This window comes from Peribacillus frigoritolerans, assembly GCF_040250305.1.
Lineage (GTDB): Bacteria > Bacillota > Bacilli > Bacillales > DSM-1321 > Peribacillus.
This window is the reverse complement of sequence record NZ_CP158190.1, coordinates 3,736,473-3,749,720: the sequence shown is the minus strand read 5'-3', so window position 1 is coordinate 3,749,720 and position 13,248 is coordinate 3,736,473. Positions and strand designations below refer to the sequence as shown.

13 protein-coding genes and 1 other annotated feature are annotated in these 13,248 nt (G+C 41.6%); all 13 genes read left to right on the top strand.

Annotation, left to right across the window (positions count from 1 at the left end; all coding sequences use genetic code 11):
• Positions 1-24: 24 nt before the first annotated feature.
• The 13 genes from ABOA58_RS18360 to ABOA58_RS18300 all read left to right on the top strand — a co-directional run bounded on the left by ABOA58_RS18360 (position 25) and on the right by ABOA58_RS18300 (position 13,202).
• Entirely contained in the window at positions 25-168 is a 144-nt protein-coding gene (locus ABOA58_RS18360) for a YqzL family protein (RefSeq protein ID WP_065310843.1), read from the top strand.
• Positions 169-201: 33 nt separating this feature from the next.
• Positions 202-954, top strand: coding sequence for a DNA repair protein RecO (gene recO / locus ABOA58_RS18355; RefSeq protein WP_241589829.1), 753 nt, complete (start codon positions 202-204; stop codon positions 952-954).
• Between the two features lie 58 nt (positions 955-1,012).
• Positions 1,013-1,189: a binding site (T-box leader), on the top strand.
• A gap of 97 nt (positions 1,190-1,286) precedes the next feature.
• Entirely contained in the window at positions 1,287-2,183 is an 897-nt protein-coding gene (gene glyQ / locus ABOA58_RS18350) for a glycine--tRNA ligase subunit alpha (protein ID WP_034308488.1), read from the top strand.
• Positions 2,170-4,239 carry a glycine--tRNA ligase subunit beta gene (gene glyS / locus ABOA58_RS18345; RefSeq protein WP_350299497.1) on the top strand — a complete coding sequence of 690 codons (2,070 nt, stop codon included), beginning with the start codon at positions 2,170-2,172 and terminating at the stop codon, positions 4,237-4,239. Before glyQ ends, glyS begins: the two co-directional genes overlap by 14 nt.
• A gap of 160 nt (positions 4,240-4,399) precedes the next feature.
• Positions 4,400-5,038 (top strand): helix-turn-helix transcriptional regulator, encoded by a 639-nt coding sequence (locus ABOA58_RS18340; protein WP_034308483.1) that lies wholly within the window; start codon positions 4,400-4,402, stop codon positions 5,036-5,038.
• Positions 5,039-5,066: 28 nt separating this feature from the next.
• Positions 5,067-5,876: a pyruvate, water dikinase regulatory protein gene (locus ABOA58_RS18335; protein ID WP_101223470.1), complete on the top strand. Its 810-nt coding sequence runs from the start codon at positions 5,067-5,069 to the stop codon at positions 5,874-5,876.
• 512 nt (positions 5,877-6,388) lie between these two features.
• Positions 6,389-6,844, top strand: coding sequence for a YaiI/YqxD family protein (locus tag ABOA58_RS18330; RefSeq protein WP_101223469.1), 456 nt, complete (start codon positions 6,389-6,391; stop codon positions 6,842-6,844).
• A gap of 51 nt (positions 6,845-6,895) precedes the next feature.
• Positions 6,896-8,701, top strand: a complete 1,806-nt coding sequence (gene dnaG, locus ABOA58_RS18325; protein ID WP_350302912.1) for a DNA primase — start codon at positions 6,896-6,898, stop codon at positions 8,699-8,701.
• Positions 8,702-8,736: 35 nt separating this feature from the next.
• The gene (gene rpoD, locus ABOA58_RS18320; RefSeq protein ID WP_034308477.1) at positions 8,737-9,870 is read left to right on the top strand and encodes an RNA polymerase sigma factor RpoD; all 1,134 of its coding nucleotides are present in this window, start codon (positions 8,737-8,739) and stop codon (positions 9,868-9,870) included.
• Positions 9,871-10,040: 170 nt separating this feature from the next.
• Entirely contained in the window at positions 10,041-10,577 is a 537-nt protein-coding gene (locus tag ABOA58_RS18315; protein ID WP_350299496.1) for a hypothetical protein, read from the top strand.
• Positions 10,578-10,796: 219 nt separating this feature from the next.
• Positions 10,797-11,165, top strand: a complete 369-nt coding sequence (gene cccA, locus ABOA58_RS18310; protein WP_095389799.1) for a cytochrome c550 — start codon at positions 10,797-10,799, stop codon at positions 11,163-11,165.
• A gap of 215 nt (positions 11,166-11,380) precedes the next feature.
• Entirely contained in the window at positions 11,381-12,097 is a 717-nt protein-coding gene (locus tag ABOA58_RS18305) for a tRNA (adenine(22)-N(1))-methyltransferase (protein WP_350299495.1), read from the top strand.
• Complete coding sequence (locus tag ABOA58_RS18300; RefSeq protein ID WP_350299494.1) at positions 12,084-13,202, top strand: Nif3-like dinuclear metal center hexameric protein; 1,119 nt, start codon at positions 12,084-12,086, stop codon at positions 13,200-13,202. The genes ABOA58_RS18305 and ABOA58_RS18300 overlap by 14 nt, the downstream gene beginning before the upstream one ends.
• Positions 13,203-13,248: the final 46 nt, after the last annotated feature.

Sequence of the window (13,248 nt, the reverse complement as noted above, 5' to 3'; positions counted from 1 at the left end):
TTAAAAATGAAAGGTGGGCTTTATATGTTGGATTTTACCTGGGAATTATTCACTGAAACAGGTAATGTGGACACCTATTTGCTGTTTAAGGAGATAGAAGTCGAAAGACAGGAAAGACACTTGGGATTAAATGATGAGCTAGCAGAAATTGATTTTCCTGTTTCATAGGTTAGCCTTGGCGAGCATGGGTGGTGTCTTGGTATGCTCCAAAAATGTGAGGGCATTGTCATAAGGCGAACTGCATATGGAGAAAATAACAAAATCATTACTATATATACCCGTGAGCTAGGAAAAATTGGCGTTATGGCTAGAGGAGCCAGTAAACCTAACAGCAGGCTTTCTGCCGTCACACAGCTTTTTTGCTCCGGGTATTTTCTTGTAACTACATCAACCGGACTCGGAAGTCTTCAGCAAGGAGAAATGGTCGATTCACTCCGTTTCATAAGGGAGGATCTTTTTGCCACTGCTTATGCTTCTTATATTGTTGAATTGCTTGATAAAAGCGTCGAGGATAAGAAACCGAATCCATATTTGTATGAGTTGCTTTCGCAAACCTTGCATTACATAAACGAAGAATATGACGCAGAGGTATTGAAATTCATTTTTGAAATGAAGATGCTGCCCGTCAATGGGATTAACCCAGTGCTGAATCAATGTGCTGTATGTGGTGAAACGGAAGGGGAATTCTCCTTCTCGCTTCGGGAAGCGGGGTTTATCTGTCACCGCTGCCTGGGGAAGGACCCTTATCATTATAAAATTTCACCTGCAGCCGTCAAATTGCTGCGGATCTTTTATTATTTCGATTTATCAAGGCTCGGAAACATTTCCGTCAAGCCTGAAACGAAAAAAGAACTGCGGAAGATCATCGATGCTTATTATGAGGAATATTCTGGTCTGAACTTGAAATCAAAAAAGTTCCTGAAACAGATTGATACGATGAAAGATATGTTTTAAGATCTGACCTATTGACATTCCATGCTAGTTTGTATAAAATTCTAATCATCAAAATAAGAAGATTGCGTTGATGGAAAAGAGTATCTGTCATTCTCCATAAAAAGCGAACCCGGGACGGTGGAAGCCGGGATATGGATTTACAGGGAAGGGCGTTTCCGGAGCATGTTGCTTTGAAAAGAGGCCGTTTTATAAACGGCAATTAGGGTGGAACCGCGGGTATACTCTCGTCCCTATGCATTTCGCATAGGGACGGGAGTTTTTTGTTTGCCAAAATGTGATGGGTTCCGACCTGATTTTAAAAAGAGCCGTTTTAAATAACTTGGAGGTGTACGATGAATATTCAAAATATGATTTTAACGTTACAAAAGCATTGGTCTGAACAAGGCTGCATATTAATGAATGCTTATGATGTCGAGAAAGGGGCAGGAACGATGAGCCCATACACGTTCCTGAGAGCCATTGGACCGGAGCCTTGGAGCGTTGCTTACGTGGAGCCTTCACGCCGTCCTGCTGACGGTCGTTATGGTGAGAACCCTAACCGTCTGTATCAGCACCATCAGTTCCAAGTGATCATGAAGCCGTCGCCTGACAATATCCAAGAGTTATATTTGGATTCTTTACGCGCTTTAGGGATAAATCCGCTTGAGCATGATATTCGTTTTGTGGAGGACAACTGGGAAAATCCATCACTAGGGTGTGCTGGTCTCGGTTGGGAAGTGTGGCTTGATGGAATGGAAATCACGCAATTTACATATTTCCAACAAGTGGGCGGCCTTGAGTGCAAGCCGGTTTCCGTGGAAATTACATACGGGATCGAACGTCTCGCCTCATACATTCAAGATAAGGAAAACGTATTTGACCTGGAATGGACAGATGGATTCACAGTTCGGGATATTTTTGGACAGCCGGAATACGAACATTCGAAATATACGTTCGAAACCTCCGACCTTGATATGCTGTTTCAGCTTTTCACGATGTATGAAAAGGAAGCGCATCGGCAAATGGAAGAAGGACTTGTACATCCCGCATATGATTATGTTTTGAAATGTTCACATACATTTAACCTTTTGGATGCCAAAGGTGCCATCTCGGTGACGGAAAGAACGGGTTATATTGCCCGGTGCCGTAACCTAGCGCGCAAGGTTGCCAAAACCTTCTATGAAGAGCGGGAAAAATTAGGCTTCCCGATTCTGAAAGTGAAAGGGGAGAATACAAATGAGCAAGCGTGATTTGTTATTGGAGATTGGATTGGAAGAGCTGCCTGCCCGTTTTGTGACAGCATCAATGAAGCAGTTGTCAGATAAGGTGCAGCAATGGCTAAAGGAAAAAGCGATAGAATTCGGAACGGTTGAAGCTTTTTCCACACCAAGACGTTTGGCTGTACTGGTGAAAGACGTGGAAGAATCCCAAAAGGATATCGAAGAAGAAGCAAAAGGCCCGGCTAAGAAAATCGCTTTGGACAGTGAAGGCAACTGGTCTAAAGCCGCATTGGGCTTCGTCAGGGGTCAAGGCATGACTTCAGAGGACATTTATTTTAAAGAACTCAAGGGTGTGGAATATGTCCATGTGAATAAATTCATAAAAGGACAGCAGACCGTTCAGCTTTTATCTGAGCTTGCTGAAATCATCAGCGGCATGACGTTCCCGAAAAATATGCGTTGGGCCAATCAGGAGCTCCGCTTCGTTCGTCCGATTAAATGGCTGATTGCCTTATTCGGCAATGACATTGTGCCATTCAGCATTGCTGATGTGGAAACGGGCCGTGAAACAAAAGGACACCGTTTCTTGGGAGATAGCGCTAGCATCGAACTGCCGGAACTGTACGAAGATACGTTAAAAGAACAATTTGTTATGGCGGATCCAGATAAACGCCGGCAAGTTATATTGGATCAGATTAAAGAGCTTGAGCAGGAGAAAGGCTGGATCATCCCAGTCGATGAAGATCTGCTTGAAGAAGTCAATAATTTGGTAGAGTATCCAACGGTGTTATTTGGTGATTTTGAAGAAGAATTCCTTGGGCTTCCAGCTGAGGTGCTTATCACATCGATGAAGGAACATCAGCGTTATTTCCCTGTTAAAGATCAGGACGGGAAACTGCTTGCTCACTTTGTAACCGTGCGTAACGGCGATGACCGCCATTTGGATAAGGTTTCTAAAGGTAATGAAAAAGTATTGCGTGCCCGCCTATCTGATGCCGCATTCTTCTATAAAGAAGATCAGAAAAAAGAGATTTCGGATGCTTTGAAAAAGCTCGATAGCATCGTTTATCATGAAGAAATCGGTACCTTAGCCGAGAAAACTGCCCGGGTAACCGCAGTGACGGGTGCCCTTGCGGATGCTTTGAATTTAAAGGCGGAAAAAGAAATGGCGCTTCGGACAGCGGCAATTGCCAAGTTCGATTTGGTGAGTCAAATGGTTTATGAATTCCCTGAATTGCAAGGGTATATGGGTGAAAAATATGCGATCTTAAAAGGTGAAGCAAAAGAAGTGGCCGCGGCTATCAATGAACATTATATGCCAAGACATGCGGATGACAATGTACCGCCTTCAGTCATTGGTGCGGTTGTTAGTTTAGCTGAAAAAATTGATACTTTGTCTTCATTCTTCGCTATTGGCGTCATTCCGACAGGTTCCCAGGATCCCTACGCATTAAGAAGGCAGGCGAGCGGTGTCGTCCAAATCCTAGCGGAGAAGAAATGGAATATTTCTCTAGAGGAGCTTATTGTTTTAGGCCTTAAAGGACTGGAATCAAAAGGCATATTAAAACGTGATCTTGAAGAAGTTAAAGCGGATATGTTCACATTCTTTAAAGCACGTGTCAAACACCTGCTTCAAGAACAGCAAATCCGTTACGATTTGATTGATGCAGTTCTGTTCAATGAGATCGGTTATATCCACTCTATCGTGGAACGTGCACATGTCTTGGATGCTAAAAAGGACGAAGCAGGGTTTAAAGAAAGCCTGGAAGCATTAAGTCGGGTCATGAACATTGCCGTAAAATGTGACAATAAGGTGACAGTTGATCCTTCTGTCTTTGAAAATGATCAAGAAAATGCGTTATATGTAAAATATCAACAAGTGGCAATCCGTTATATGGAATCTAAAGATGAGAATGAGCGGTTTGAACAGCTTGTTTCGCTTCAATCGGAAATAGAGTCATATTTCGAGAATACAATGGTCATGGCAGATGATGAAGCAATCCGTAATAACCGTTTATCCTTAATGAAAGAGATCAGTGATTTGGTTGCAGGGTTTGCTGCCATGAATAAAATCATCCTTACATGATCGAAAGGATGCTTGGAAATCGGAAACACTTTACATAGGGTTTCCGATTTCTTAAAAAGATAATGGTCAATAAATAGGACAAAAATGCCCTTATTAAATAATTTAGTATATAATTATTAAATGAATAAATTTTGTTACTTTACTCTGCGAAAGCAGTGGGGTGGTGATTATAATCCAATTGAATAAGCGTCAGGAGCAAATTTTACAAATTGTAAAAGAAAACGGACCGATTACTGGAGAACATATTGCGGATAGATTGAACCTTACCAGGGCGACACTTCGTCCAGATCTAGCCATTTTAACGATGGCAGGTTTTCTTGATGCCAGGCCGCGAGTGGGGTATTTTTATACAGGCAGGTCAGGGACACAGCTTTTGACCGACAGCCTTAACCATCTTTATGTACGAGACTACCAATCGATACCTGTCGTTGTTGACGAGGGCATTTCCGTATATGATGCAATCGTCATGATGTTTTTAGAAGATGTCGGAACAATGTTCGTGGTCGACAAGCATGCATTGCTTGTTGGTGTCTTATCAAGGAAAGACTTGTTGCGTGCGAGTATTGGGAAACAAGAGCTTAACTCCATTCCAGTCAATATCATCATGACTAGGATGCCCAATATTACAATGTGTTCAAAAGAAGACCTTTTGATTGATGTGGCCAAAAAATTGATTGATAAACAAATCGACTCATTACCGGTCGTCAAAGACACAGAAAAAGGCTATGAAGTAATTGGAAGGATTACAAAAACCAATATTACGAAAGCATTCGTAGCTTTGGCTGATGAAGGCTATTAGGGGGCTTGCAAAAGGAATGACGGAGAATATGAACGGTTCTATTATATATGTTGTATCGGATTCGGTAGGGGAAACAGCGGAATTGGTTACAAAAGCCGCTGCAAGCCAGTTCTCGGGATCTGCATTTTCCATAAAGAGAATTCCGTATATTGAAGATGAACAAAACGTGGATGAAGTGATATCGCTGGCTAAGTTGGATGGGGCAATCATTGCATATACTCTTGTGAAGCCAGCTATTAGAGCGTATATGAAAGCACAGGTCGAGAAAGAAAACCTGTCTGCTTATGACATTTTAGGGCCGCTCATGGATATCCTTGAGGAAAGGGCGCCAAAAGGGCCGCTTAATGAACCTGGTCTTGTAAGAAAGCTGGATGATGACTATTTCAAGCGTGTGGAAGCCATTGAATTTGCTGTAAAATATGATGATGGACGTGACCCTCGGGGCATATTACGTGCAGATATCGTCCTTGTCGGTGTTTCACGCACTTCAAAAACGCCGTTATCACAGTATTTAGCCCACAAACGCTATAAGGTGGCCAATGTACCTTTAGTGCCTGAAGTGGAACCTCCAGAAGAGCTGTTCCTGGTACCTCCTGAAAAATGCATTGGTTTAAAGATCAGTCCGGAAAAGCTGAACCATATTCGTAAAGAACGATTAAAGTCGCTTGGGCTTAATGATCATGCGATTTATGCAAATGTGGAGCGCATAAAAGAAGAATTGACATACTTTGATACAATCATATCAAGGTTGAACTGTCCTATCATTGATGTAACCAATAAAGCTGTTGAAGAGACAGCCAATTTGATAATCAATATTCTTCAAAACAAAAACCGTTGATCCTTATAAATTAAGGCAAATCAAAATGTGAGCTAGGCACTTTATGTGTCAGCTCACATTTTAATGCCAAGGTTTAAAAGGAAATAAAAAGAATAAGTTCAAAATAATTACATAAAATTCCTCTTTGTTTCCAACTGTAAATCCTTTGATTTGAATGAAAACAAATTCGGAATTTAAATGTTGGCATCTTCTAATCAAATAGACTATAATAAAAAATTGTGAGAAAAAAGTAATCTTAAGGTTTAGACTTAATTAATAAGGAATAAACTAAAGGTTAATGAGATGTCAAGGTTTTTATCATAAAAATAATTCGACATGTTCCGTATAATTCAGGAGGGGCTGGTCTTTTTCAAAGCAAAAGATGCGCTTTCACATAAATGATCAGGTATGCCCTGAAGAATAATGTGTGCTCTTTTAGAGGAAACCCTCTGGATAATGCTGAAAATTCACCATATCTTCATAAAGTTTAGGGGAGAAAAAGGATTATGCAGAAAGATGTAGAATTAGAAGGTATGAATAATAAACCTACGATACACGTCGATGCCGATGCATGCCCGGTGAAAGACGAAATCCTTCATTGTGCAAGTTTGCACGATGTTGAAGTCTGTTTTGTTGCATCATATAAAAATATGATGAATAACCCTGAAGGTAAATGGGTATATGTCGATGCAGACAAAGAAGCGGCAGATCTTTATATAGTAAACTCAGTAAAAAAGGGTGATATTGTCGTTACTGCAGATATTGGTTTGGCTGGGACCCTGCTTCCTAAAAACGTTTATGTCCTTTCGCCAAGGGGAAAAGAATACACTGACGAGAATATTTTCATGCTCTTGGATATGCGCTATCAGTCGGCGAAACTCCGCAGGCAGGGTAAGCATACAAAAGGGCCGAAAGCATTCACGAAGGAAGATCGTGCATGTTTTACAAATAAACTTTTGAAAACATTGTCGAACTTTGCAGGGAATTAAGAAACAGTATCGAATTAAAAACTATCACCAATATTGCAAGGTGGAAAAATGATAAATGGCCGTATAGAAGATGAGAAAATTAATCAAATTCGTGAAGCTGTTGACATTGTTGATTTAATTGGGGAGTATGTCCAGTTGAAGAAGCAGGGGCGCAATTACTTTGGCCTATGTCCTTTTCATGGTGAAAACTCGCCCTCGTTTTCCGTTTCAACGGAAAAACAAATCTTTCACTGTTTTGGTTGCGGGGCAGGGGGGAATATTTTTACCTTCTTAATGGATATAGAAGGCTACAGCTTTGTGGAATCAGCAAAAGTTTTAGCTGAAAAAGGAAATGTTCCTTTGGATGTTGATATCAATAAGGATTCCAAGCGTTCTAACATGCCGGCAGGCTCGCAGCAAATGGTTGAGGCACATGACCTGCTGAGGAAGTTTTATCATCATCTCCTCGTTAATACGAAAGAGGGGCAGGATGCTCTCGAATATTTACTTAAACGCGGGTTTACTGAAGAAACGATAGAAAAGTTCCAAATTGGCTACTCTTTGGATTCATGGGATTTCGTGTCCAAGTTTCTTTTAAAACGCGGGTTTCCAGCGGAATACATGGAGCAGGCAGGGCTTATTATTTACAGGGAAAAAGACGAGTCATATTTTGACCGTTTCAGAAATAGAGTCATGTTTCCAATTATGGATCATCAAGGAAATACGATTGCGTTTTCAGGAAGAGCAATGGGGGACGACGAGCCCAAATATTTGAATAGTCCTGAAACGCCAATCTTTAATAAAAGTAAAACTTTATATAATTTCCATCATGCAAGACCACACATACGAAAGAAAGAACAAGCAGTCATTTTTGAAGGCTTTGCCGATTGCATTTCAGCTGTTGGCGCAGGTGTGGAGAATGCGGTCGCTACAATGGGTACTGCCCTGACGGACCAGCATATCCAGCTTTTAAAAAGAAATACTGACCAGATACTTATATGCTACGATTCGGACTCAGCAGGATTGAACGCTGCCAATCGTGCAGTTAATATGCTACAGGACCATGAATTTACCGTGAAAGTTGCTCTCATGCCTGATAACTTGGACCCCGATGACTACATAAAGGAATTCGGTGAAAAAAGCTTTGTTTCTGAAGTAATAGGGGCCAGTTTAACCTACATGGCATTCAAAATGCATTATTTGCGTCGAGGGAAAAATGTAAATAATGAAGGAGATCGAATTCAATATATCGAAGAAGTCCTTAAAGAAATTTCACGATTGCCAAATGCAGTGGAGAGGGATCATTATCTTCGGCAGCTATCCTCTGAATTTTCCCTATCATTGGATGCTCTGGAACAGCAGCAGCGTCAGGTGTTCTTTACGGAACGCAAGAAGGGGACACTGCCGCAGCCGGCAGCCCAAAAGCAAATGTCCCTGCAATATGAGCATAAATTAAAGCCTGCTCACCATAATGCTGAAATGAAGTTGATCGCCCATATGCTAAAAAGCAGGGATACGACTTTCAAAATTCAGCAATTGCTTGGACAAACGGTCTTTCATGTAGATGAACATCAGGCAATCATCACCTATTTATATGCGTTCTATGAAGATGGACACGAACCGGATACAAGCTTTTTCCTTACTTATTTACCGGATCCAAACTTGAGAAGGATCGTTTCGGAAATAGAAATGATGTCAGTTAATGAGGAAGTTACCGATAAAGAACTGACCGATTGTATAAATCAAGTGTTGAAATATGAAAAGTTGTTAAAGATAAAAGAAAAACAAGTTGAAGAAAAAGATGCAGTTAGGCGAAGTGATTATGTCACAGCTGCACAAATTGCCATGGAAATCATTAAATTGCGTAAAATGTTGTAGTCGTTTAGGTGTAAGTCCTGGAAGGAGGGGAACTAATGGCTGAAAAACCAGCACGTTCCAAACAAGTTGATAATGAATTTAGCCTTGAACAGGTGAAAGAAAAATTACTAGAGCTAGGTAAAAAACGAGGCTCTTTGACTTTAGAAAAAATCGCTGAAATGATTGGCGGTTTTGAATTGGATTCCGATCAAATGGATGAGTTCTATGAGGTGTTAGCAGAAAACGGCGTCGAAATACTCACTGATGGTGAGGAAGACGAGGATGAAGATGATCCGGATGAGAAGAAGCTTGCAAAAGAAGAAGAGTTTGACTTAAATGATTTAAGTGTTCCTCCTGGAGTTAAAATCAATGACCCAGTACGCATGTACCTAAAGGAAATTGGTCGGGTCGACCTTTTATCGGCAGAAGAGGAAATCTCTCTGGCGACGAGAATCGAGGATGGAGATGAAGAAGCGAAACGCCGTTTGGCAGAAGCTAATCTTCGTCTTGTTGTCAGTATCGCCAAGCGCTATGTCGGACGCGGAATGCTTTTCCTTGATTTGATTCAGGAAGGTAATATGGGACTTATCAAAGCAGTCGAAAAATTTGATTACCGCAAGGGATTCAAATTCAGTACGTATGCAACATGGTGGATTCGCCAAGCGATAACCCGTGCGATTGCCGACCAAGCAAGAACGATCCGGATACCGGTGCATATGGTGGAAACCATCAATAAATTGATCCGTGTCCAAAGACAGCTTCTTCAGGATTTAGGACGTGAACCTTCTCCGGAAGAAATTGCGGAGGATATGGACTTAACACCTGAAAAAGTTCGTGAAATCTTGAAAATAGCTCAGGAACCTGTTTCATTGGAAACGCCAATAGGTGAAGAAGACGATTCACATTTAGGTGATTTCATTGAAGATCAGGATGCAACTTCGCCATCGGAGCATGCAGCATATGAACTATTGAAAGAACAGCTTGAAGATGTATTGGATACTCTTACTGACCGTGAAGAGAACGTCTTGAGACTCCGCTTTGGACTTGATGATGGCCGCACCCGTACTCTTGAAGAGGTAGGGAAAGTATTTGGGGTCACCCGCGAGCGTATCCGTCAAATCGAAGCGAAAGCGCTGCGTAAACTGAGACATCCAAGCCGCAGCAAACGCCTGAAAGATTTCCTGGAATAGAATATATGCCCTTCACAGAGCCCTCTTTGAATGCCCAGCGTTCGGGAGCGGCTCTTTTTTTCAGTTTCGATGTAAAAATATCCTGCAAGAACAATAATTACCAATTGAATGTAAAAAATTTCAAAAGCTAAGTCGTTAAAAGAAATGATCATCATGAGGATGTGAGATTCATGGATGAGATGAGAAAGAAAATCATCATTCAAGAAATAAACTCCTGGAAGGAAAGTCGTATGCTTCCGGAGCAATATTGTAATTATCTGCTGGCATTATACTGTCAAGGCGAACTGCCGCCATCCAATTCGGCTAAAACCGGGAGCGTAAAAAACGACATCTTTTCCGGGTTGTTGATTGGGGCCCTTTTTGCATTTATTGTATTTTTGAATTATTTTACTGAAATACCCATAAGAATGCAAATGCTTATGACAACAATTTCAATTCTTGTCTTTGGGCTGGCGGTCCGCCGCTTTACCGGCAGGAAAATCATTTTTCAAATGGCCTTGATGGGAATGACGCTATCTTTGCTTTTATTAACTGTCAGTTTTGCCGAATTCATGGCACCCGGCCAAGTGAGTATCCTTTATATTTTCTTGTTCATTAATTGCGGACTCTGGATTTTAATGGGCAAAAAACTGAAGCTGCTCCATTTTTCCATAGCGGGAGGCCTGGGAGCAATGATCACTCTTTACTTTTTTTTTAAGACATTCTAGCGGTTTTAATCAGTGGTTTTAGGGTATTATGAAATATATGTAAGAAAAAGTAAAACTGTTTGGAAATATACATAAGTTTTTGACAATTTTAAGAAATTATATAATATCTTCTATTTTTGGGCTTTTACTTGAAACTCTTTTCAAGTAAAATAATATATAGCTGTTTGTATATAATATTAAATATGGTAAGTTTAGGTTCTACATAGGGGAGGAAATACTATGAATCGCAATCCAGTAATGCCTTTTATTATTATCATGGTTTTTGGTATTGGACTTATGTTTTTACTTTCGTTTAAAGGTTTGGGTGATGCCAAAGATCTTGCTAAGGAAAAAGAGGGCGGCGAAAAGACAGAAGAAACAGAAAGTGCCTCAGCATCACCTGAGGACATCTATAAGCAAAACTGTATCTCTTGTCATGGTGATGCCTATCAAGGCGGCGTCGGACCTGCCCTAAAAGGAGTTGGCGATCGTCTGTCGGTGGACGAGGTCAAAGACGTGATCACTAATGGACGAGGTGGAATGCCACCAGGTTTAGTCGAAGAACAGAACATTGACGCCATGGCCGAATATATTCATGGACTGAAATAATTCATGAAACTGACTCAAGAAATCGTTGGAAAGCGAACTTTTTGAGTCAGTTTTTCATTTATTCAGAAAAGGAAGATTCCAGATGGAAAGTTTCTTCTGCCCACTGATAGAAAGAGTCCTTTTTCTCCTTTCTGTAATTTTTCGATTGAACTTGGTATAATCGAATGGGAAGCTAATATAGTAAGAAATTATTTGAATTAAGAGAGTTGATAAATATGAATCATGAAAAACTATCGATGAGATTAGAACGTGTTGCCATACATATACCAAAAGGAAGCATCCTTGCAGATATAGGTTCCGACCATGCTTATTTGCCGTGCTATGCTGTGACTAACGGCTTGTGTGACAGCGCAATAGCAGGTGAGGTTGTAGAAGGGCCATATCAGTCAGCACGCAAGCAAGTGGCAATGACGGGTCTTGGGGACAAGATAGAGGTCCGTAAAGGAGACGGGCTTGAAGTATTGAAGCCCGATGAAGCGACTTGCATTACGATTGCAGGCATGGGAGGGACTTTAATATCAAGTATATTGGAAAGCGGAAAAGGGAAACTCGGCAAGGCAGAAAGGCTTATCCTTCAGCCTAATGTCGGTGCAGCGAATGTTCGCAGCTGGCTAATCGAAAACGGCTGGGAACTTAGTGGAGAGGAAATCCTTGAGGAAGATGGGAAAATCTATGAAATCTTAATTGCCGAAAAAGGGGACCCGCTCCGCCCTTATCGGGTAAACAAGCAAGCAGGCCTCACGTTCGGTCCATACTTAAAAGAGCAATTCAGTGACATTTTCATAAAAAAATGGCAGCTAGAGAAAAAACATTTGGAGAGAATCATCGAACAATTGGATGAAAGCGGAAGAAGCGGACTGGAAACGAAGCGCAATGAATTAAAATCCCAAATTTCCGTAATTGAGGAGGTGCTTAAAGGTGAAGACAGTTAATGGTCACAAAATCATTGAAACGTTTGAACAATTCTCCCCAAAGCATTATGCAATGGAGGGAGATCCGATCGGGCTGCATGTCGGTCAGCTCAATAAGCCGGTGACTAAAGTGCTGATTGCCCTTGATGTGCTGGAAGAGGTTGTAGACGAAGCGATAGAACATGGCGCGGAATTGATCATCGCCCATCATCCGCTTATTTACCGACCATTGAAAAGGATCGATACAAACACTGCTGGAGGCCGCATCATCGAAAAGCTGATCAAACATGATATCGCTGTTTATGCTGCGCATACCAATTTGGATGTCGCTAAGGGCGGAGTGAATGATTTACTTGCCGAAGCGCTGCAATTGCAGGACACAGAAGTATTGATTCCAACTACCGAGACAGCTCTAAAGAAATTGGTCGTATATGTTCCAAAGACCGACGCACAAAAGGTGAGGGAAGCCCTAGGTAAGGCAGGGGCCGGAGCGATCGGGAATTACAGCAATTGTTCGTTTTCCGGGGAAGGTACCGGACGCTTCTTGCCAGGTGATGGCAGTGAGCCGGTAATTGGCTCCCAAGGAAAGCTTGAAGAAGTAGCTGAAATGCGGGTCGAAACGATATTCCCGGAAAATATCGAGAAGAAAGTGCTATCTGCGATGATCAAAGCCCATCCATATGAGGAAGTTGCCCACGATATATATAAACTGGAGAATAAAGGGGAGTCTCTTGGCTTAGGGAAGATCGGTGTACTTCCTGAAGAAATGACACTTGAACAATTTTCCGAACATGTGAAGCGGACACTTGATGTTGAAATGGTGCGTGTCGTTGGAGATTTGCAAAGCCCAATCAAAAAAGTGGCCGTGTTGGGCGGAGACGGCAATAAATACTTTACGACAGCGAAGTTCAAGGGAGCTGATGTATACGTTACAGGTGACATGTATTACCATACAGCCCATGACGCGATGATGCTTGGATTGAATATCGTGGATCCAGGCCACAATGTTGAAAAGGTGATGAAAAAAGGGGTGGCACGAATCCTTGAAAAAGTGTGCCGCGAAAAGAACTACGATGTGGAATTCATTCCATCCCGGCTGAATACAGACCCTTTCCGTTTCATTTAAATAACACGAAAAAGGCAGCCATTAGTGGCTGCCTTTCTTTTTTGTG

What these genes read in the sequence shown, in the direction of transcription:
- ABOA58_RS18360 (WP_065310843.1), top strand. Translation starts at nt 25, where the DNA reads ATGTTGGATTTTACCTGGGAATTATTCACTGAAACAGGTAATGTGGAC.
- recO (WP_241589829.1), top strand. Translation starts at nt 202, where the DNA reads ATGCTCCAAAAATGTGAGGGCATTGTCATAAGGCGAACTGCATATGGA.
- glyQ (WP_034308488.1), top strand. Translation starts at nt 1,287, where the DNA reads ATGAATATTCAAAATATGATTTTAACGTTACAAAAGCATTGGTCTGAA.
- glyS (WP_350299497.1), top strand. Translation starts at nt 2,170, where the DNA reads ATGAGCAAGCGTGATTTGTTATTGGAGATTGGATTGGAAGAGCTGCCT.
- ABOA58_RS18335 (WP_101223470.1), top strand. Translation starts at nt 5,067, where the DNA reads ATGAACGGTTCTATTATATATGTTGTATCGGATTCGGTAGGGGAAACA.
- ABOA58_RS18330 (WP_101223469.1), top strand. Translation starts at nt 6,389, where the DNA reads ATGAATAATAAACCTACGATACACGTCGATGCCGATGCATGCCCGGTG.
- rpoD (WP_034308477.1), top strand. Translation starts at nt 8,737, where the DNA reads ATGGCTGAAAAACCAGCACGTTCCAAACAAGTTGATAATGAATTTAGC.
- ABOA58_RS18315 (WP_350299496.1), top strand. Translation starts at nt 10,041, where the DNA reads ATGGATGAGATGAGAAAGAAAATCATCATTCAAGAAATAAACTCCTGG.
- cccA (WP_095389799.1), top strand. Translation starts at nt 10,797, where the DNA reads ATGAATCGCAATCCAGTAATGCCTTTTATTATTATCATGGTTTTTGGT.
- ABOA58_RS18305 (WP_350299495.1), top strand. Translation starts at nt 11,381, where the DNA reads ATGAATCATGAAAAACTATCGATGAGATTAGAACGTGTTGCCATACAT.